This is a genomic window from Demequina sp. NBRC 110054, from assembly GCF_002090115.1.
Lineage (GTDB): Bacteria > Actinomycetota > Actinomycetes > Actinomycetales > Demequinaceae > Demequina.
The window spans coordinates 482,739-501,835 of sequence record NZ_BBRK01000004.1 but is presented as its reverse complement, the minus strand read 5'-3'; the positions used below and the strand labels follow the sequence as shown (position 1 = coordinate 501,835).

Here is a 19,097-nt window from a genome sequence, read left to right as displayed (position 1 = left end):
CGCCCGCGAAGCCGGGAGAGAATAGCCGTATGCCTGTCGTCCATCTCCTGCGCCACGGCCACGTCTACAACCCAGACAAGATCCTCTACGGGCGCCTGCCAGGGTTCCATCTGTCCGAGGCCGGTCGCCGCATGGCGCAGGCCGTCGCCGACGATCTCCTCGCCCGCAACGTCGACATCCGTCGGGTCGTCGCGTCGCCGCTGCAGCGCGCGCAGGAGACCGCGGGCCCGATCGCGGAGGCATTCGGGCTGAGCATCGACACCGAGCCGCGCATCATCGAGGCCGGCAACGACTTCGCGGGCGGGCCGCTGCCGAGCGGCCCCAAGGACCTGCTGAACCTCAAGGCGCTGTGGATGCTGCGCAACCCGCTGCGCCCGTCGTGGGGCGAGCCGTACAAGGAGCAGACCGCCCGCATGTGGGCGGCGATGCGCGACGCGGCCGCCGCGACCCCCGAGGGCGAGACGATCATGGTCAGCCACCAGCTCCCGATCTGGGTCGCCCGCTCCACGTTCGAGCACCGCTCGCTCATCCACGACCCGCGCAAGCGCGAGTGCGGACTCGCCTCGCTCACGTCCTTCACCTTCGAGGGCACCGAGCCGGTCGGGATGGAGTACCGCGAGCCCGCCGCGCACATCGAGGTCCCTCGATGAAGCGTGGGTCGCGGCTCATCATCCTCGCCGCGATCGTCGTCGCCATCGTGCTCGCGCTCGCCGCGTGCGCGCCCGAGGACGCCGCCCAGTCGCCCGGCTACGTGAGCGGCGACGGTACCGTCACGATCTTCGGCGAGAGCGATCCGCTCGCGCTCACGGGCACCGCGTACGACGGCTCCGAGATCGACACCGCCGACTGGACCGGCGAGGTCGTCGTCATCAACGCCTGGTACGCGTCGTGCCCGCCCTGCCGCGCCGAGGCCGAGGACCTCGCGGCGCTCGACCGCGAGGACGGCGTGCGGTTCGTCGGCGTGAACTCGCGCGACAGCGCGGACACCGCGCAGGCCTTCGAGCGCACGTTCGGCGTCGACTACCCGAGCATCGACGACTCCGATGGCGCCGCGATGGCGCAGCTCCAGGGCGTCGTGTCGATCAACGCGGTCCCGACCACGCTCGTGATCGACCCCGACGGGAACCTGTACGCGCGCGCCGTGGGGCGGATCGAGGAGTCGACGCTGCGCTCGCTCGTCGAGGACGCGGCGGCCGAGTCCGGGGTCACGCTCGATCAGGGCGGCGCCGAGTCCACGGACGATGCGGAGGCCGGGGAGACGGACGATGCGGGGGCCGCCGAGTGACCCTTGCCTCCTCGATCGGCGGTGAGCTGGCGAACACCGTGCTGACCGGCTCGCTGCTCGTCGGCATCCCGGTCGCGATGCTCGCGGGGCTCGTGAGCTTCGCCTCTCCCTGCGTGGTGCCCCTCGTGCCCGGCTACCTCGGGTACGTGTCGGGGATGGCGGGTGCGGGCGTCGGAGCCAGCACCCGGGACAAGGCGAGCCGGCCGCGGCTGATCGCCGGCGCACTGCTGTTCGTCCTCGGCTTCTCCGTGGTCTTCGTCGCCCTCGGCTTCCTCGTGTCCTCGGCGGGCGCGCAGCTCCAGGAGCGGCTCGACATCGTCACGCGCGTGCTCGGCGTGCTGATCATCGTGCTCGGCTTCGGGTTCATGGGTGCAATGCCTTTCCTCCAGGCGGAGAAGCGCGTCCACGTGAGCCCGCGCGCGGGCCTGCTGGGCGCGCCGCTGCTGGGCGTGGCCTTCGGGCTCGGTTGGACCCCGTGCATCGGCCCGACGCTGTCGGCCGTGCTCACGCTCGGCCTCACCGAGGGCTCGGTGACGCAGGGGGCGATCCTCGCCTTCGCGTACTGCCTGGGGCTCGGGCTGCCGTTCATCCTGCTCGCCGCATGGTTCGAGCGCTCGGGGCGCGTGCTCGGATGGCTGCGTCGGCATCGTCTCGCGCTCATGCGCGTGGGCGGCGGCCTGCTGATCATCCTCGGCGTCGCGCTCGTGACCGGGCTGTGGGAGCGCTTCACCTCGCTGCTGCAGGGCTGGATCGACGGATTCTGGGTGGCGATCTGATGGGTGGCTGCTGATGGCGCGCATGAAGCTCGACAACTACGTCGTCGCGGACGCCCCGCGGCTGGGCCTGCGCGGCTGGCTGCGATGGATCTGGCGCCAGGTCACGTCGATGCGCGTCGCGCTGATCCTGCTCCTGATGCTCGCGCTCGCCTCGATCCCCGGGTCGGTGCTCCCGCAGTATCCGCAGGACGCCTCGGCCGCGCGCACGTTCGTCCAGGAGAACGGCTGGTGGGGCGAGCTGCTCGACGCGACCGGCTTCCTCGACGTGTTCGGCTCCGCGTGGTTCACGGCGATCTACGTCCTGCTGTTCGCGTCGCTGATCGGCTGCATCCTGCCGCGCATCGCGGTGTACTGGCGGGCTCTCATGAGCCCCGTCACGGCCGCGCCGAGCCGCCTCGATAGGTTCGAGCATCAGGACCAGGAGGAGATCGCCGCGGAGCGGGTTCCCGAGGCGTTCGACTCGGCGCGGGATATGCTGCGCCCCGACTTCCTCCCCGGGCTCACCGTGGGCAGGAACGAGCTCGCCCTGCGTAGCCCCGCGTGGCTGACCTCGCTCGTCGGCTGGCGGGTTCGCGTCGACGAGCGGGACCGCCGGGGCGGTGGCCGCGAGCTCGCGCTGTCCGCGAGCAACGAGAGCCTCCGCGAGCTCGGCAACCTGCTGTTCCACCTGTCGCTCGTGGGCATCCTCGCCGCGATGGCCATCGGCAACCTGCTCACGTACCGCGGCCAGGCGATCATCGTCGAGGGCGACTCGTTCACGAACGCCGTCGTCGACTACGACTCGTTCAGCTCGGGCGCGCTGTTCAGCGAGTCGAGCCTCGAGCCGTTCACCCTCACGCTCGACGAGCTCGACGCGCAGTTCTCGCTCTCGGGTCTGGCGGAGGGCTTCACCGCGCAGGTGACGCTCGCGGAGCCCGGCGAGGACGCCATCTCCACGGACATCCAGGTCAACCGCCCGCTCCAGGTTGCTGGCGGCAAGATCTACCTCCAGGGCAACGGCTACGCGCCCGAGATCTCCGTGACCGACGCGGACGGCAACGTCGCGTTCTCCGACGCGGTCCCGTTCATCCCCCAGGACGACGTCTACACGTCGACCGGAGTGATCAAGGTCCCCGACGTCACGAGCGGCGAGCAGCTCGGCTTCGTGGCGACGCTCCTGCCCACGGCGGGGGAGTCCGAGGGCTCGCTCGTGTCGCTGCACCCCGACCTCGCGAACCCCAGGCTCGTCGTGCGCGGCTACGTCGGAGACCTCGGACTCGACTCCGGCATCCCGCAGAACGTGTACGTCCTCGACGAGTCGCAGCTCAGCCCGCTGCGCGACGAGGAGGGCGACGTGTGGACGGTCGCGCTGAGCCCGGGCGAGAGCGTCGAGCTTCCGGACGGCCTCGGCACCTTCACGTGGGACGACACCGCCCGGTACGGCGCCTTCGACCTGCGTGCCGACCCGTCGCTGCCTTGGCTGCTCGCAGCCGCGATCGGCGCCGTGATCGGGCTCTCGCTGAGCCTGTTCGCGCCCCGCAGGCGGCTGTGGCTCGCCGCCTCGCTCGAGGCGGACGACGCGGGCGCGGTTACAGTGGTGCGTGCGGCCGCGATGGCCCCCGCGCACGACACCGCGGCCGCCGACCAGATGCATCGCGTCCTCGATGCGGCCACCGGCCGCCTGCGGCGCATCGAGGAGGAATGATGTCCCCGCAGTACCTTTCCGTGCTGACCCTGTGGTCCGCGACCGCGCTGTACGCCGTCGCGATGGTCGCGTGGTCCATCCGCCTGTCCCGGGTCGCCGACGAGCGCGCGCAGGAGCGCGCCGGCGCCGAGGCGCCCGCGCAGGAGCGCGTCGCCGTCTCCGCCGGTGCGTCGACGAGCGCCGAGGACGCCGCCGCGTCGTCCCACGCGGACGAGGCGGATGACTCGCGCAGCAGGGACGATGCGGCGGTCGCCGCCATGGCGGCGGGCGCCACCTCGTTCGTGGTCGATGACGGCGAGGACTCCGCGCCGCCGCGGTCCGCCGCGAACCGCGCGCTCGGCACCGCGCGCACCGCGATGTACCTCGGCCTGATCCTCCACGCCGTCGGCCTCGTCGCCCGGGGCATCGAGGCTGGGCACGTGCCGTGGTCGAACATGTACGAGTACACGATCACGGGCTCGTTCGTCGCGGTCCTCGTGTTCGCGATCGTCCAGTCGCGGCGCGACGCCGCCTACCTCGGCACCGGCGTGACCGGCTTCGCGACCTTCGTGCTCGGACTGGGGCTCACCCAGCTCTACGCCGCGTCGACGGGTCTGCGGCCCGCTCTGCAGAGCTTCTGGATCGTCATCCACGTCTCGATCGCGATCATCGCGACGGGCGTCTTCACCGTGGCCGCGGTCGCGACCGTGCTGCAGCTCATCCAGTACGGCAAGGCGGCCGGACGGTTCCGCTGGCTCGAGGCGGTGCCGAGCGCACAGAAGCTCGAGGCGCTCGCGTTCCGGCTCAACGCCGTGGGCTTCGTCCTGTGGACCTTCACCGTGATGACCGGCGCCGTGTGGGCCGAGCATGCGTGGGGCCGCTACTGGGGCTGGGACCCCAAGGAGGTCTGGTCCTTCGTCATCTGGGTGCTGTACGCCGCGTACCTGCACGCCAGGACGACGCAGGGGTGGATGGGCAAGCGCAGCGCCTGGCTGTCGCTCGTCGGCTTCGTCGCGCTGCTCATGAACTTCACCGTGGTCAACCTCTTCTTCCAGGGGCTCCACTCGTACGCCTGAGTCGCCTGGGCCTCACCGCCCGACTCCGGGCCGACGTCGGGCGCCCCGCACCGGCCGCGCCGCTAGGCTCGTCGCGTGAAGATCGCGTTCGTCCTGGATGACTCCCTCTCCAGGCCCGACGGCGTCCAGCAGTACGTGACGACGCTCGGCGCGGCGCTCGCGGACGCCGGGCACGAGGTCGTCTACGCGTGCTCGGGCGACGTGCGCGACGACCTTCCGTCGGTGTCGCTCACCGGCAACATCGCGGTCACCTTCAACGGCAACGGTCTCAGGACCCCGCGGCCCGCCTCACGGCGACGCCTGCGCGACTGGCTGCTCGCGACGCGTCCCGACGTGATCCACGTCCAGATGCCCCACTCGCCGTTCTTCGCGGGCCGCGTCGTGCGCGAGGCCAGGCGCGTGCTGGGAGGCGACGTCCGCATCGTCGGGACCTTCCACATCCTCCCCGACGGGCGCGTGAGCGAGATCGGGACCGCCGCGCTCGGCCGCGTGCTGAGCTCCAACCTGAGGATGTTCGACGCGTTCTCGGCCGTGTCCCAGCCCGCAGCGGAGTTCGCGCGCGCGACCTTCGGGATCGACTGCGCGCTCACCCCCAACCTGGTCGATGTCGACGCGTTCCGCGCCCAGGTGCGGACGCATCGTCCCGCTGCCACGGATCGTCCGCTCACGCTGTCCTTCCTGGGACGTTTCGTGGACCGCAAGGGCGCGCCCGAGCTGGTCGAGGCCGTCGCCGCGCTGCCCGAGGACGTGCGCGCGCGCATCCGGGTCCGCATGGGCGGCAAAGGTCCGCTGCTCGAGCCCGTCCGCACGCTCGTTGCCGAGCGCGGCCTCGCCGCCACCGTCTCCCTGGAGGGATTCGTCGCCGAGGAGGACAAGGCGCAGTTCTACGCGGACGCCGACCTCGCATGCTTCCCCGCGACCGGAGGGGAGAGCTTCGGGATCGTGCTCATCGAGGCGATGGCCGCGGGCGCGGGCGTCGTGGTCGGGGGAGACAACCCCGGCTATCGCTTCGTGCTCCAGGACGATGCGGTGCTCGTCGATGCGCGCGACGCCGAGGGATTCGCCACGGTGCTCGCCGGGCTCGTGCGCGATCCTGCGCGCCGGAAGGAGCTGCACGCCGCCCAGCAGGAGCGGGTGCGGGACTTCGACGCACCGGTCGCGCTCGCGGCCGCGCTCACGCTCTACGAGGCCTGAGGCCCGCTCAGCGCTCGGCGTCGCCCTCGAGGCGGCGTCGCCGCTCCTGCTCGCGAAGCCAGACCAGGTACTCGGGGTCGTCGTCGGGCGCCAGGGCACCCTGCTGGGTGCGAGGTTGTGATGCGCCCGCATTCACGAACTTGAGCGCGAGCCACGTGCCGGCCCCGATGTACGGGAACATCAGGATGATCACGATCCACGCCCACCGCGGCAGCCGGTGCGGCTCGGGATCCGGATGCTGGATCGCATCCGCGAGGCAGTACACCACCAGGGCGATGTACGCGAGGAACAGGATGATCCGCATGAGCGCACTGTAGCGGCTGGTAGGCCGCCGCGTTCGGGATCCGCTCAGCCTGGGGACAACCTCTCGCGGTGCGCATTCAGCTCCCCTCGGGGCGCTTGCCCTCCTCGCGCTTGCGGCGTCGTTCCTGCTGCTCGAGCCAGCGCAGGTAGTCCATGTCGTCGTCAGGGGCGACGGGGCCCTTGTTCTTGCCAGGCGAGTCCTCGAAGGGGTCCACGAAGCGCATGAAGAACCACGCGGCGGGGCCGAGGAACGGCACAAGGATCACGATCAGGTACCACGCCCACTTCGGCAGGCGATAGGGGCGCGGGTCCGTGTGCTGGTGGATGTCCACCACGCAGTAGACCGCGAGCGCCAGTGCTGCGAGGTACGGGAGATAACGCATGATCTGGACAGTCTAGATGCCGGTATCGTGTGGCCGCATGAAGGTCCTCTCGTACTGGGCCGCCCGCACCGGAATCTTCCTCGCAGTGGTGGCCGTCCTCTGGCTTCTGGACGTCCTCGACGTCGTCACGCTCGTCCTCGCCGTCGTGATCGCGTGGGCGATCGGCTACGTCGCGCTGCCCCGCATGCGTGCGGCCGCGCAGGTGCAGATGGAGGGCTGGGTGAGCCGTTCGGAGAAGGGCCTGCGCGACCTCGACGCCGAGGAGGACGCGGAGGCCGCGGGCCCCGACGCGAGCGACGACTAGCCGGAGACGAGCGTCGCCGCTGCGGTGATCAGGCCCACGACCATGGCGATCGCGCCGAGTGCGGCCAGGGCGCGGGCCACGTAGGTCAGGGCCGTGTCGGCGGCCGGAGCGGTCGTCTCCGCAGCCTCACCGGCGTCCACGGTCATCGTGTCTGTGCGCATGCTGCCGCACCTTCCCCTCAGTTCCCCTCAGTGCGCCCGGACGGAGCGCGGCGAACTACGTTACACCTGTCCAAAATCGAGAACGCCCACGTGCGCGTCGCGCGGTAGCACTCGCGGTAGCACCTCGGTAGCATGCGGAGGCATGAGCGTGAAGCTGAGCGTGTCCCTGCCCTCGGAGGATCTTGCGGTGATCGACGCTGACGTCGCCGAGGGGCGCGCCCGGAGCAGGTCGGAGGCCATCCATCTCTACGTGGTCCGGGCGCAGGCCGAGCGGACCGAGAGCCGCGTGGAGGCGCAGTTCATCGAGGCGCAGCGGGAGTGGCGCGAGAGCGGGCAGGCCGACGAATGGGATGCGGTCGCGGGTGACGGCCTGTGAGCCGCGGGTCGATCTGGACCGCGGATCTCGAGCCTGCGCAAGGGCGCGAGGCGAACAAGGTGCGCCCTGTCCTCCTCGTCGGGCGTGACGCCCTGATCCGCCGTGCACTCGCGGACGGCGGCACCGTCACCGTGGCGCCGCTCACGACCAGCATCGCCAAGGTGTTCAGCTTCCAGGTCCTCCTCCCCGCCGAGCGGTCGGGGCTCCCGCGGGACTCGAAGGTCCAGGCCGAGCAGCTCAGGACCGTGTCGACGGCCCGCCTGCTGGCTCAGGTCGGGCAGATCGACGAGGACCTCAACGTCGAGGTGGACGAGGCGATCCGGGTGTATCTCGGTCTTTGACCGCCGCAGCGAGCGGCCGCCGCCGGGGAACGACGAGGCTTGCGGCGCCGTGCGTCCCCCACGATCTTCATCGAATCTTCACAGGAACGCCCCCGTGCGCGTCGGGCGGCGCTGGTGTCCTGGGGTCAGAGAGAAGGAGGACGCCATGGACAGGAAGATTCTGGCCGCCGCGATCGTCGGCGGCACGAGCCTGGTGCTCGCGCCGGTCGCGGCGTGGGGAGCCGGCTACGTCGCGAACGAGGCGGCCCAGGACGATGCTGCGGTCGCCGACATCGGGGCGCGCGGCAACGGCTACGGGCTCGCCGACGCGGACGATGCGGGCAGCGGGACGACGGCTCGCGACCGGGACGGCGACTGCGACGACATGATGCGCGGAGGCACCGGGTCGAGCGGCTCGCGGTCGAACGGCTCGCGCGGCGGCGGCATGATGGCCGGCGGGATGACGGGCGGTGGCTACGGCGATGGATCCGCGGTGCTCGACCTGGTCGACGACGACATCAGCGACGCGGACGCTGAGGCGCTCGCGTACATGGTCGAGGAGGAGAAGCTCGCGCACGACCTGTACGTCGCGCTCGGCGAGGAGTGGGACCTGCGAGTCTTCGCGATGATCTCGCGCGCCGAGACCCAGCACACCGAGGCGGTCCGCTCCGTCCTCGATGCGTACGACCTCACCGACCCGACCGACGGGATGGACGAGGGCGAGTTCGTCGACGCCGACCTGCAGGAGCTGTACGACACCCTGCTCGCGCAGGGCCTCGAGTCCGAGGAGGACGCCCTCACGGTCGGCGCGCTCGTCGAGGAGACCGACATCGCCGACCTCCAGGATCGCGCGACCGACGAGGAGTCGGTGAGCCTGCTCTTCGAGCGGCTCGAGTCGGCGAGCGAGCACCACCTCGTGGCGTTCGTGAGGAACCTCGACGCCGCGGGAGCGGGCTACGAGGCACAGGTCCTGAGCGACGACGAGCTCGCCACGATCCTGGGGGAGTGAGCCCTCGGCGACCGTGACCGGGAACCCGATGCGGGCGAGGGGAGAAGTCCTACCGCCCGCATCGTCCCGTCAGATGGCGATACCGACCGCGAGCAGGATCCCGTAGGCCAGGCCGACGCCGCTCGTCGCGAGGAAGATCGGCGCGAGCGCGCGGCCCTCGAACGGGCCGCGCACGGCCAGGCCGATGAGCAGCGACGGCAGCGCAGTGATGGTCGCGAGCAGCGCCCACGGGTGAGCGAACGACACGATCACCGCGCACAGCAGCGGCGCCATCATGATGCCGAGGAACGCGTGCCGCGCGCGGGCGGGGCCGAGCTTCACCGCGAGCGTGCGCTTGCCCGTGAGGGCGTCGGTCTCGATGTCCCTGATGTTGTTGATCATCAGCATCGCGACGGACGAGAAGCCGACGCCCGCGGCGGCCACGACGGCCCACCACGTGATCTGACCGGCCTGCGCGACCATCGTGCCGAGCACGGCGACGAGGCCGAAGAACACGAAGACGGAGACCTCGCCCCAGCCGTCGTAGCCGTACGGCTTCGAGGAGCCGGTGTAGGTCCACGCGGCGACGATCGCGATCGCTCCGACGATCAGCCACCACCACTGGCCCGCGACGGCGGTGAGCCACAGGCCCAGCAGCGCGCCCACGCCGAACATGAGGAACGCCGCGCGCTTGACCGCGGACGGGGTGGCCTTGCCGGTCGCGACGAGGCGGTCGGGGCCGACGCGGTCCATGTCGGTGCCGCGCACGCCGTCCGAGTAGTCGTTCGCGAAGTTCGACGCGATCTGCAGCGAGACAGCGACCCCGAGCGCGAGGATCGCGATGAGGAGGCGGAAGCCGTCGACGGCGATCGCCGCGGCGGTGCCGACCGCGACCGGGGTGATCGAGGTCCACAGGGTCTTGGGTCGCGCGCCTGCGACCCAGTCCGACATCGTGGTCATGCGTCTCCGTTCGAGGCCTCGAGCAGGCGTCGTGCCTGCGTCCTGTCGATCTTCCCACTGTCGAGCCGGGGGAGGGACTCGACGGCGAGCACCTGCCTCGGCAGCTCGGCTGCCTCAAGGCGCTCGCGCGCGCCGGTTCCGGTGGGATCGTCGCCCCGAGAACGGCCGAGCGCCTCGCGGAATTCCACGAGCGAGGGCGTCTTCGCGCCGGGCGAAAGCACCACGAGCGCGCCCACGCGCGAGCCCCACTCCGCGTCCGGGACCCCGGCGACCACCGCATCGTCCACGTGCGGAAGCGCGAGCAGCGCCCGCTCGACGCGCAGCGGGTGGACGTTCACGCCCCCCGTGATGATCACGTCGTCCGCGCGGCCCAGCACGGTGAGGACTCCGCGATCGATCCGACCGAGGTCACGCGTGCGCAGCCACGTCTCGCCCTCGTGCGCCACCCACTCGTCAGGGTCCCGCACGGGGAGGCCCGCGTCGTCCGCGTAGCCGTCGGCGAGCATCGGGCCGGTGAGCAGGACGCGCCCCTCGTCGTCGATCGCGACCCTCGCGACGTCGAGCGGGACGCCGTCGTACACGCAGCCGCCCGCAGTCTCCGTCATCCCGTACGTCCGCACTACGGTGCCCGGCGCGTCGTCCCTGTGAAGCGCCGCGCCGCCGACCAGGATCGTGTCGAAGGCGCCAAGCGCCTCCCTGCCGAGGGGGGAGTCGAGGAGGCGTCCGAGCTGGGTCGGCACGAGCGAGACGTAGCGGCGCGCGCCGCCGGAAGCGGCCAGCGCGTCGACCCCGCGAGCGAATCGCTCGGGCGTGAACGGACCGGGCTCGAGCGCCTCGACGCGCGAGCCCGACAGCGTCGCGCGTGCCAGCACCATCGCACCCGCGATCCGGGTCGTCGGCATCGCGAGCAGCCAGTCGCCCGGCCCGCCAAGGCGGCGGTCGGTCGCCTCGGCCCCCGCGCGCAGGGCCGCGCCGGACAGGAGCACCTGGCGCGGCGCTCCCGTCGATCCCGACGTCGGCGCGGCGATGCCCGCGACGGACCCGGCCAGCGCGGCTGCCAGGGCGTCGGCCGGACCTGAGGACAGCGGCGCGTAGTTCACCTGGCTCAGCCTAGGCGGCACCTATGCTGACGACGTGACCAGCATGAGGGTGAAGGGCGGCGCCGCCGCCATGGCCGCGGTCGCGATCCTCCTGGCGGCGTGCGCGCCCGCCGTGGAGAGCTCGCCCGCCGTGACGACGAGCTACGAGTCCGAGGGCGTCCGCGCGTCCGTGCCCGCCGCCCCCGAGGAGCCAGAGCCCGAGGTCGTCTGGCCGCTCACCGGTCTCGACGCGTCGGACGCGACCGAGGAGGAGTACGGCAACCCCGCGCTCGCGATCAAGATCGAGAACTCCGCCGAGGCCCGGCCGCAGGAGAACCTCCAGTACGCGGACGTCGTCTATGAGGAGTACGTCGAGGCGGGCATCTCGCGCCTGGTGGCGATCTTCCACTCGCAGATGCCCGAGTCCGTCGGGCCTATCCGCTCGATGCGCCCGATGGACAAGAACATCATGGGCTCGTACCTGGGACCGCTGATCTTCTCCGGTGCGCAGAACGGCTTCATCTACCAGAACGCCGCGGCCGGCATCGTCCAGATCACCCAGGACCGCGGCGACTACGGCTTCTACCGGACCACCGACAAGTACGCGCCCCACAACCTGCACGGCTACCTGTCCGACTTCCTCGAGCAGGCGGGCGACACGACGACGCCGCCCGAGCAGTGGGCCTGGGCCACCGACATCGACGAGTCGACCGCGCAGAGCGAGGGCACCAGGGCCACGAACGTGTCGATCATCATGTCCGGCTGGGCGCACCCGAGCTGGGACTACGACAAGTCGACGGGGCTGTGGATGCGGTCCGAGTGGGACTCGCCGCACGTGACGACAGACGGCACGCAGATCTCCGCGACGAACATCGTCGTGCTGCGCGTGACGCTCACCACGAACCACTCCGGCGGCGGTTCGGGCGTGCCCGAGACGCTGCTCGCCGGCTACTCGGGGGAGGGCCAGCTGATCTCCGGCAACCGGGTCGTCGACATCGAGTGGTCCAAGGACGAGATGACCGACCCGATCGTCATGACCACGACGGACGGCGAGGAGGTCGAGCTCGCCCCGGGTCAGACGTGGGTCGAGCTCATCCCGCTGTCCGGATCGGTGACGATCTCCAAGTAGGGCCTGCGGGCGAGGGTGCCTCAGTCTCCTCGAGGAGGCATCGCGGCGGGTGTGACCCCTCAGTAAGCGTAGGGGTCAGTACGCGTAGGGAAACCTGGTCCAGTCGGGCGCGCGGTGCTCGAGGAACGCGTCGCGGCCCTCCTGCGCCTCATCCGTCATGTACGCCATGCGCGTGGCCTCGCCCGCGAACACCTGCTGGCCCGCGAGGCCGTCGTCCGCGAGGTTGAACGCGAACTTCAGCATGCGGATCGCCTGCGGGGACTTGGTCGCGATCTGCGCGGCGTACTCGAGGGCTTTGGCCTCGAGCTCCGCGTGCGGCACGGCCTCGTTGACCGCGCCCCAGGCCTCGGCGTCGGTCGCCGAGTACTCGCGCGCGAGGAAGAAGATCTCCCGCGCGCGCTTGTCTCCGACCTGGCGGGCGAGGAGCGCGCTGCCGTAGCCCGCGTCGAAGCTTCCGACGTTCGCGTCGGTCTGCTTGAAGCGCGCGTGCTCGCGGCTCGCGATCGAGAGGTCGCTCACGACGTGGAGGCTGTGCCCACCGCCGGCCGCCCAGCCGTTGACCGCCGCGATCGTCACCTTGGGCGAGTTCCGCATGAGGCGCTGCACCTCAAGGATGTGAAGGCGGCCGCCGTAGGCCGGCGCGTCGGCGGCCGAGCCCTCGTAGAGATAGCCGTCCTTGCCCCGGATGCGCTGGTCGCCGCCCGAGCAGAACGCGTGCACGCCGTCCGCCGCAGGGCCGTTGCCCGTGAGGATGATCGCCGCGACGTCGATGGTCTGGCGCGCATGGTCGATCGCACGGTAGAGCTCGTCGACGGTCTGCGGGCGGAACGCGTTGCGGACCTCGGGCCGGTTGAAGCCGATGCGCACGGCCGGCAGATCCTTCTCGCCGTCCTCGCCGCGCGCGACCCACCGGTGATACGTGATGTCCGAGTCCGGGAAGCCGTCGATCGCGCGCCACTGGCTGGGGTCCATCAGGTCCGACACCTGGGTGGGGATCTCGCTCATGCCGCCAGGGTAGTCGGGGCCCGCGCCGAGGCTCGCGACCGGGACGATGTGCGACGCCCCCCAACCGTTCCGCCCCGCGGTGCCGTGTATCCGGTAGACATGGCATCCGAGGGGGATGAATGAAGGACGAACCAGCGCTCGAGCACCTGCTCGAGCATCGCTACGCGTCGCTCGTGGGGTACGCGACGCTCGTGTCCGGCTCGCGCCAAGACGCGGAGGACTTGGTGCACGACGCCGTCGTGTCGGTGTTCTCCAAGAAGCGCCGCTTCGACTCTTTCGACCACGCGTACTCCTACGTGCTGCGCGCGATCGCGTCCAGGCACGTGGACGCGCGCCGCAGCTGGCTGCGACGGGTGAGCCGCGAGGACCGGGCGGCGGCGCTCGCGCCGCGCTTCGCCCCCGGGCCCGAGGAGTCGGTGGGGATGGACGATGCGGTGGTCGCCGCGCTCGCGACGCTGTCGCCTAGGGAGCGCGCCTGCGTAGTCATGCGTCATCTCGCGGACCAGTCCGTCGCCGACACGGCGCACGCGCTCGGCATCAGCGACGGCGCGGTCAAGCGGTACACCTCAGACGGGCTCGCGGCGCTGGTCGCCTCGGGACTCATGACGCAGGAGGTCGCCGACGCGGCGGCCGTCGAGAAGGTCGACGTCAAGATCGGAGGCGCGCGATGAACGAGTTCCACGACATGCTGCGCGGCGCGAGCGACGCCGCCGGTCACGGCGCCGCGGCGGACGGCGCCGAGCGGGCCTCGATCCGTCGGAGGGTCGGCGCCGGGCGCCGACGCCGGACGATGGGCACGGCGGCTGCGGCGCTCGCGGGCGTGCTGGTGGTCGGCGCGACGACCCTCGCGCTCGCATCGGGAGGGTCGCGCGACGCCGGTCCCGCGGCCTCGACGAGCACGCCGAGCCCCACCGCCGCATCGTCCCAGTCCGAGAGCGACGGTGTCCTGACCTTTGGCGACTCGTCGCTCGAGGGGGTTCCCGTGTCCATGGACCTCGCCGGCGGTGGCACGGTCGAGTTCGCCTCGTGGAGCAACGAGCAGTTCGCGGAGACGGGAATCGACATCCTCGACGTGCGCCCCGCGCTCGATCCCGTCCCCGCGGCGGACCTCGAGGGCTACGGCGAGGGCTGGGCGTTCGTCGAGGATGAGATCACTGACGATCAGGGAGCCGCAGCCTCCTCGGTGCTCCTGCTCGCCTCCCCCGACGGAAGCGTGGTCGAGGCGGCCGACCTCGTCGCGCTGGCCGACGAGCTCGGCCTCGGCGGCGGGCTCTACGTGCAGCAGGTCGCGTCCTCGACCGAGTCCCCGCAGGCCATGGTGGTGCTGTTCGGTGACGCCGGAACCGCGATCGTCTGGATGGACCTCGCCTCGGGCGACACATGGGCGTTCTCGCTCGGAGAGGGCGTCTACGTCGAGGCGATCTCGTGGAGAAGCGAGACGGAGTGGCTCGCGTGGGGCTACGCGGACGACACCCCTCTCGCGTTCGGTCTATCCGTCACCGGCGGAGCAGCAGCGCTGGGAGTCGACGACGCGTGGGTGCCGTGGACCAAGGGGATGACGGTACGGCAGGCGGTCTACACGCAGCCGGGGCTCGTGGTCCTGTACGACGTGGCGGAGGACACCACGGTGCTCGTGAACCGCGACGACACGGTCTACGTGGTGGAGGGCACGTGGGGCAATGTGATCGGCCGATCCGGCGACTGCTACCTCATCGAGTACCAGAACCTCCTCGGAGCAGAGTCCGAGGACGGCATCGGCTGCGTCGATGTCGCGACCGGGGAGGTGCTCGCCGCGGAGGATCTTCCGGCGCCGTCGGGCGGGTCTGGCTTGGCCTCGCTCGGCAACGGGTATCTGGAGGGGCCAGCGTTCGAATCGGGCGGTACCACGGCTGTCTGGTACCGGCCCTCTGGTGACACCGAGATCGAGGTCGATCCGGACGCGTCGGTGGGGTATGGCGGGAACGGCGACCTGGTGTGGCTCGATCAGGACGCTGTCGGAGTGATCGGAACAGACGCTGTGTACCGGGGAATCGACCTGCCGCTCGATGACGGAGGCCGGGACCACGCGGCATACGCCTACCCCGTCGGCTGAGCCGCGCGGGTCCCGTCGTCGAGAAGGGGGTCGACAAGACCCGGGCGGTCGAGGCCCGTGCGCCGCGCGGACATCTGAGGGACACACGCCCACCCCTAGAGTGTGCCCATGGAGTTCCGCCCGTTCCGAGTGCCGCTTTCGACCCGCTTTCGAGGGGTGACGGAGCGCTCGGGGGTCCTGATCCGCGGCACCGCGCCCGACGGCAGCGACGCGTGGGGCGAGTACTCCCCGTTCCCCGACTACACGCCCGAGAGGGCGAGCCGCTGGTGGGAGGCCGCGATGGAGGCCGCCCGCGGCCTGTGGCCCTCCCCGGTGAGGGACAGCGTGGCTGTCAACAGCATCGTGCCTGAGCTGCCCGCCGGCCGCGCCGCTCAGCTCGCGGTCGCGAACGGCTGCACTACCGCGAAGGTCAAGGTCGCCGGCACCGGCGGCCTCAAGGACGACGTGCGGCGTGTCGAGGCCGTCGCCCGCGCGCTCGGGCCCGAGGGCAGGGTGCGCGTGGACGCGAACGGCGCGTGGGACGTCGACACCGCGGTGACGTCGCTCGCCGAGCTCGACGCGGCGGCCCGCGCCGGAGGGGGTGAGGGACTCGAGTACGTCGAGCAGCCGTGCCGCACCGCCGCGGAGCTCGCCGAGGTGCGGCGCCGCACCGATGTGCTGGTCGCGGCCGACGAGTCCGTCCGCATCCCCGGCGACGCGGACGAGGTCATGCGCCTCGGCGCCGCCGACATCCTCATCCTCAAGGCCGCACCCATGGGCGGTGTGCGCGCGTGCCTCGACGTCGTCGACCGCTACGACGTGCCGATCGTCGTCTCGAGCGCGATGGAGTCCTCGGTCGGCCTCGCGGCGGGCCTCGCGCTCGCGCTCGCCCTGCCGGACCTGCCGTACGCGTGCGGCCTGGGCACGAGCGAGCTGCTCGCCAGGGACACCGTGGCCGTGCCGCTCGTTCCCGAGAGTGGAAGGATGCGGATGAGGCCGATGGAGGTGATCGTGTGAGTGCGACGCTCCCGTCCGCGTCCTTCGCGCGCGAGCTGATCGCGGCGCTCGCGGTCCACGGCGTGCGCGACTACGTGCTGTGCCCGGGATCGCGGTCCGGCCCGCTCGCCCACGCGCTCGCGGCCGCCGCGAGCCCCGACCGGCCCGCGCTCGCTCCCAAGATCGACCTGCACGTCCGCATCGACGAGCGTGCCGCCGGCTTCCTCGCGCTCGGCATCGCGCGCGCCCACATCGCCGCGGGCGAGCCCCGCCCCGTCGCGATCGTCACCACGTCCGGCACCGCCGTCGGCAACCTGCTGCCCGCGGTGATGGAGGCGCATCACTCGGGAGTGCCCCTCCTGCTGCTCACTGCCGACAGGCCCGGTGAGCTCAAGGGTGTCGGCGCCAACCAGACGACGGATCAGGTGGGGATCTTCGCCTCCTTCGTGCGGTGGGCCGCGGAGTCGGCCGCGCCGACCCCGCGCGAGGGCGAGGGCCGCGCGGCCCGCCTGGCAGCGCGCGTGGTCGACGCCGCGATCGGCGCCGACGACGAGCACGACAGCCTGCCCTGCATGGGTCCCGTGCACGTGAACCTCGAGTTCCGCGCGCCGCTCCAGGACGACGGGGGAGCGTGGCCGATCGTCAAGCGCGAGCCCATCGTCCGCGCGCGGCGGCGTTCGATCGGGCTCATCGATGCCCTCAAGGGCACCGGCTCGATGCACCTCCCGGACAAGAAGCGCGGAGTGGTCATCGCGGGCGACGGTGCGGGGGACGATGCGCGGCGTCTCGCCGAGGCTCACCGCTGGCCGCTGCTCGCGGAGCCCACCTCGGGCGCGCGCACGGGCGAGTGCGCGATCCCCGGCTACGTGGACTTCCTGCGCTCCGAGCGAGGCCAGACAGTCTCGGGAGAGACGTCGATCGTCGTCGTGGTCGGACGCCCGACGCTCACCCGCGAGGTGCAGAAGCTGATCGGCACCGCCAAGGACCTGCGCGTCGCGGGCCATGGCGCCCGCTGGCGCGAGGCGCCGCGGCATGCGACCAAGGTCGTGGGCCGGGTACCCGACGAGTGGTTCGAGCGCGACCTCGGCGCGGCGGAGCCGGACGATGCGTGGCTCGACTACTGGCGGGCCGCGCCAGTGCCTTCCGTGTCCGGCTGGTGCGCGGACCGGGTCGCGGCCGAGGTGGTCGCGTCGCTCGGCCCCGACGACGTGTGTGTGGTCGGCTCGTCAGGGCCGATCCGTTCGCTCGATCGGGTTGCGCCGGCCTGGGAGCCCGGGGCTGCGCCGACGCTGATCGCGAACCGCGGCCTCGCGGGCATCGACGGCACGATCGCGACCTCGATGGGCGTCGCGCTCGCGTCTCGCGGCCGGGTGACGGCGTACATGGGCGACGTGACGTTCCTGCACGACGTCGGAGGGCTGCTGGTCGGCCCGCGCGAGCGACGTCCCGACCTGCGCATCGTCGTTGCCAACGACGGCGGCGGCACGATCTTCGGTCGTCTCGAGCACGCCGGCGCCGACCCTGACGTGGTCGAGCGCGTCTTCACGACGCCCCACGGCGTCGACATCGCGCCGCTCGCAGCTGCGTACGGCGCTCGTCATCTCGCGGTGGACGATGCGGCGGCCCTTGCGTCGGCGCTCGCCTCGCCCGTGTCGGGCGTCGAGATCGTCGAGGCGCGGCTCACCCCCGCGCCGGCCGATCCCGGGGCCGAGTCCACGGGGCACGACGCCGAGGCGACCGGGGAGATCCCCCAGGTCGGCAGCGACTCTCGCCCCGGCGGGGCCAGGTGAGACCCATCCGCGGGCCCCGCTTCTGGGGCGGGCTGACGGCAGTGCTGAGCGTCGTCGTCGTGGGTGGGCTGCTCGCGCTGACCCTGCCGTACGTGCTCGAGGGTCGCGACGATGCGGCGCCCGCCTCGGCCGTTGCGTCCGCCTCCGACCCGTCCCCGACCGCGTCGGCTTCCGCATCGTCGGTGCCGGCTGCCACGACAACGGGGGACTACGCAATGGATTACCAGGCGCTCGAGGCGGTCGGTGAGGGCTGGGCGCTCGCGACCGCCGTCGACGACGCCGGTGCCGTGACGCTCATGGCGATCGACCCCGTCGGCGATGTCTATCGGGGCGTGTCCCTGCCCGAGGGCTCCGAGCTCCTCGGATGGCTCGCGACCGCCGAAGCCGTGGTCTACGACCCGTCAACGACCGAGATGTACGAGGTCGTGATCGTCGACGGCAAGAAGACCTCCTTCGGCGAGGGATGGGAGGATCCCGAGATCGCGATCCCCGCGGACGGTTCGGTCGAACGGATCTTCGTGGTGGCTGGACCCGATGGCGAGCGCGCCGTCAGCGCCGTCGACACCCTCACCGGCGACGTTGACGACGTCGCGGACGCAGCGGACCGTAGCAGTCCGGTCTCGAGCGCCGACGGCGCGACCGTGCTCACGGTCGTCGGCGAGTCCCCGGTCGATGTCGTCGCGTCCTCGTCCGGCGCCGCCGACTCGTCGCTCGGGGCGCCGCTCGGCGGGACCGACTGCGCGCCGTACGCGTGGGAGGCGGACCGCCAGGCCATCGTCCTCTGCGCCGACTCCGAGACGACCGTCTGGGCCCTCGAGGCGACCACCGGAACCTATGCGCAGGCGGCGACCCTCGCATCGTCCGGGGACCTCGCGCTCGCCGCGTCGGGCTCGCGTGTGCTCGTCGCCGGCGGGGTCTACGGGGTCGATGGGACGCTGCGCTACGAGCTGCCTGGGGACGTGGACGACGCGACCGCCGGTGCCTTCAGCGGGACGACGCTCGTGCTGTGGTCGCCTGGCGACGATGGACTGCCCGACACGATCGCGCTCGTGAAGTCGACGGGCGACCTCTCGGGAATCGCCTCGGTGCCCGACGGCTACGTGGGATTCGCCCAGGTGGTTCCCGCCGCGGCCTACTTCGAGTAGGGGTACGTTGGCGGGGTGTCAGATCCTCGCTCCGAACCAGACTGGGTGCGCCATGCCCTCTGGTGGCACGTCTATCCGCTGGGATTCACGGGA

The 19,097-nt window shown here is 71.7% G+C and carries 22 protein-coding genes; 16 read left to right on the top strand and 6 right to left on the bottom strand.

The annotated features are described in order from the left end of the window. Positions 1-29: 29 nt before the first annotated feature. The 6 genes from B7K23_RS02310 (at position 30) to B7K23_RS02285 (ending at position 5,994) form a co-directional block, all read left to right on the top strand. The gene (locus B7K23_RS02310; RefSeq protein ID WP_084124745.1) at positions 30-650 is read left to right on the top strand and encodes a histidine phosphatase family protein; all 621 of its coding nucleotides are present in this window, start codon (positions 30-32) and stop codon (positions 648-650) included. After that, positions 647-1,285: a TlpA disulfide reductase family protein gene (locus B7K23_RS02305; protein WP_084124744.1), complete on the top strand. Its 639-nt coding sequence runs from the start codon at positions 647-649 to the stop codon at positions 1,283-1,285. Before B7K23_RS02310 ends, B7K23_RS02305 begins: the two co-directional genes overlap by 4 nt. Then, entirely contained in the window at positions 1,282-2,061 is a 780-nt protein-coding gene (locus B7K23_RS02300; protein WP_234996382.1) for a cytochrome c biogenesis CcdA family protein, read from the top strand. Before B7K23_RS02305 ends, B7K23_RS02300 begins: the two co-directional genes overlap by 4 nt. Positions 2,062-2,074: 13 nt before the next feature. Continuing rightward, positions 2,075-3,745 (top strand): cytochrome c biogenesis protein ResB, encoded by a 1,671-nt coding sequence (locus B7K23_RS02295; RefSeq protein WP_084124743.1) that lies wholly within the window; start codon positions 2,075-2,077, stop codon positions 3,743-3,745. Beyond that, positions 3,745-4,800: a c-type cytochrome biogenesis protein CcsB gene (gene ccsB, locus B7K23_RS02290; protein ID WP_084124742.1), complete on the top strand. Its 1,056-nt coding sequence runs from the start codon at positions 3,745-3,747 to the stop codon at positions 4,798-4,800. Before B7K23_RS02295 ends, ccsB begins: the two co-directional genes overlap by 1 nt. A gap of 75 nt (positions 4,801-4,875) precedes the next feature. Further along, the gene (locus B7K23_RS02285; RefSeq protein ID WP_084124741.1) at positions 4,876-5,994 is read left to right on the top strand and encodes a glycosyltransferase family 4 protein; all 1,119 of its coding nucleotides are present in this window, start codon (positions 4,876-4,878) and stop codon (positions 5,992-5,994) included. Between the two features lie 7 nt (positions 5,995-6,001). Here the strand turns inward: B7K23_RS02285 and B7K23_RS02280 are convergent, their stop codons facing one another. Both B7K23_RS02280 and B7K23_RS02275 read right to left on the bottom strand, forming a co-directional pair. Further along, complete coding sequence (locus B7K23_RS02280) at positions 6,002-6,298, bottom strand: PLDc N-terminal domain-containing protein (RefSeq protein ID WP_084124739.1); 297 nt, start codon at positions 6,296-6,298, stop codon at positions 6,002-6,004. Between the two features lie 76 nt (positions 6,299-6,374). Next, a complete protein-coding gene (locus tag B7K23_RS02275) occupies positions 6,375-6,680 on the bottom strand; it encodes a PLD nuclease N-terminal domain-containing protein (RefSeq protein ID WP_084124737.1) in 306 nt (101 codons plus the stop codon). Between the two features lie 37 nt (positions 6,681-6,717). Between B7K23_RS02275 and B7K23_RS02270 the strand changes: the two genes are divergently transcribed. Beyond that, the gene (locus B7K23_RS02270; protein ID WP_159451274.1) at positions 6,718-6,984 is read left to right on the top strand and encodes a DUF4229 domain-containing protein; all 267 of its coding nucleotides are present in this window, start codon (positions 6,718-6,720) and stop codon (positions 6,982-6,984) included. On the opposite strand, the gene B7K23_RS15605 is transcribed toward B7K23_RS02270, so the two are convergent. Next, positions 6,981-7,145, bottom strand: coding sequence for a hypothetical protein (locus tag B7K23_RS15605; RefSeq protein WP_159451273.1), 165 nt, complete (start codon positions 7,143-7,145; stop codon positions 6,981-6,983). The two genes, B7K23_RS02270 and B7K23_RS15605, sit on opposite strands and share 4 nt — an antisense overlap. Before the next feature lie 142 nt (positions 7,146-7,287). Between B7K23_RS15605 and B7K23_RS02265 the strand changes: the two genes are divergently transcribed. From B7K23_RS02265 to B7K23_RS02255, 3 genes are all read left to right on the top strand, one after another. Further along, the gene (locus tag B7K23_RS02265; RefSeq protein ID WP_084124733.1) at positions 7,288-7,521 is read left to right on the top strand and encodes a ribbon-helix-helix domain-containing protein; all 234 of its coding nucleotides are present in this window, start codon (positions 7,288-7,290) and stop codon (positions 7,519-7,521) included. Beyond that, entirely contained in the window at positions 7,518-7,862 is a 345-nt protein-coding gene (locus B7K23_RS02260; protein ID WP_084124731.1) for a type II toxin-antitoxin system PemK/MazF family toxin, read from the top strand. The genes B7K23_RS02265 and B7K23_RS02260 overlap by 4 nt, the downstream gene beginning before the upstream one ends. Before the next feature lie 145 nt (positions 7,863-8,007). Beyond that, positions 8,008-8,850, top strand: coding sequence for a DUF2202 domain-containing protein (locus B7K23_RS02255; protein ID WP_084124729.1), 843 nt, complete (start codon positions 8,008-8,010; stop codon positions 8,848-8,850). 69 nt (positions 8,851-8,919) lie between these two features. Here B7K23_RS02255 and B7K23_RS02250 read toward each other — a convergent pair whose 3' ends face one another. Together B7K23_RS02250 and B7K23_RS02245 are read right to left on the bottom strand one after the other, a co-directional pair. Further along, positions 8,920-9,789, bottom strand: a complete 870-nt coding sequence (locus B7K23_RS02250; RefSeq protein WP_084124727.1) for a 1,4-dihydroxy-2-naphthoate polyprenyltransferase — start codon at positions 9,787-9,789, stop codon at positions 8,920-8,922. Continuing rightward, positions 9,786-10,889, bottom strand: a complete 1,104-nt coding sequence (locus B7K23_RS02245; protein ID WP_200809756.1) for an AMP-binding protein — start codon at positions 10,887-10,889, stop codon at positions 9,786-9,788. Before B7K23_RS02245 ends, B7K23_RS02250 begins: the two co-directional genes overlap by 4 nt. Before the next feature lie 43 nt (positions 10,890-10,932). Between B7K23_RS02245 and B7K23_RS02240 the strand changes: the two genes are divergently transcribed. Continuing rightward, the gene (locus B7K23_RS02240; protein WP_084124725.1) at positions 10,933-11,997 is read left to right on the top strand and encodes a DUF3048 domain-containing protein; all 1,065 of its coding nucleotides are present in this window, start codon (positions 10,933-10,935) and stop codon (positions 11,995-11,997) included. A gap of 75 nt (positions 11,998-12,072) precedes the next feature. On the opposite strand, the gene B7K23_RS02235 is transcribed toward B7K23_RS02240, so the two are convergent. Next, on the bottom strand, positions 12,073-13,002 hold the full coding sequence (locus B7K23_RS02235) for a 1,4-dihydroxy-2-naphthoyl-CoA synthase (RefSeq protein WP_084124723.1): 930 nt from the start codon (positions 13,000-13,002) through the stop codon (positions 12,073-12,075). Positions 13,003-13,121: 119 nt separating this feature from the next. Here B7K23_RS02235 and B7K23_RS02230 point away from each other — a divergent pair, with 119 nt between their 5' ends. The 5 genes from B7K23_RS02230 to B7K23_RS02210 all read left to right on the top strand — a co-directional run bounded on the left by B7K23_RS02230 (position 13,122) and on the right by B7K23_RS02210 (position 19,004). Further along, positions 13,122-13,673 carry an RNA polymerase sigma factor gene (locus tag B7K23_RS02230; RefSeq protein ID WP_084124720.1) on the top strand — a complete coding sequence of 184 codons (552 nt, stop codon included), beginning with the start codon at positions 13,122-13,124 and terminating at the stop codon, positions 13,671-13,673. Continuing rightward, complete coding sequence (locus B7K23_RS02225) at positions 13,670-15,094, top strand: hypothetical protein (RefSeq protein WP_084124718.1); 1,425 nt, start codon at positions 13,670-13,672, stop codon at positions 15,092-15,094. Before B7K23_RS02230 ends, B7K23_RS02225 begins: the two co-directional genes overlap by 4 nt. Before the next feature lie 108 nt (positions 15,095-15,202). Continuing rightward, positions 15,203-16,090: an o-succinylbenzoate synthase gene (locus tag B7K23_RS02220; protein WP_084124715.1), complete on the top strand. Its 888-nt coding sequence runs from the start codon at positions 15,203-15,205 to the stop codon at positions 16,088-16,090. Beyond that, the gene (gene menD, locus B7K23_RS02215; RefSeq protein ID WP_159451272.1) at positions 16,087-17,859 is read left to right on the top strand and encodes a 2-succinyl-5-enolpyruvyl-6-hydroxy-3-cyclohexene-1-carboxylic-acid synthase; all 1,773 of its coding nucleotides are present in this window, start codon (positions 16,087-16,089) and stop codon (positions 17,857-17,859) included. The genes B7K23_RS02220 and menD overlap by 4 nt, the downstream gene beginning before the upstream one ends. Next, entirely contained in the window at positions 17,856-19,004 is a 1,149-nt protein-coding gene (locus B7K23_RS02210; RefSeq protein ID WP_143338047.1) for a hypothetical protein, read from the top strand. The genes menD and B7K23_RS02210 overlap by 4 nt, the downstream gene beginning before the upstream one ends. Positions 19,005-19,097: the final 93 nt, after the last annotated feature.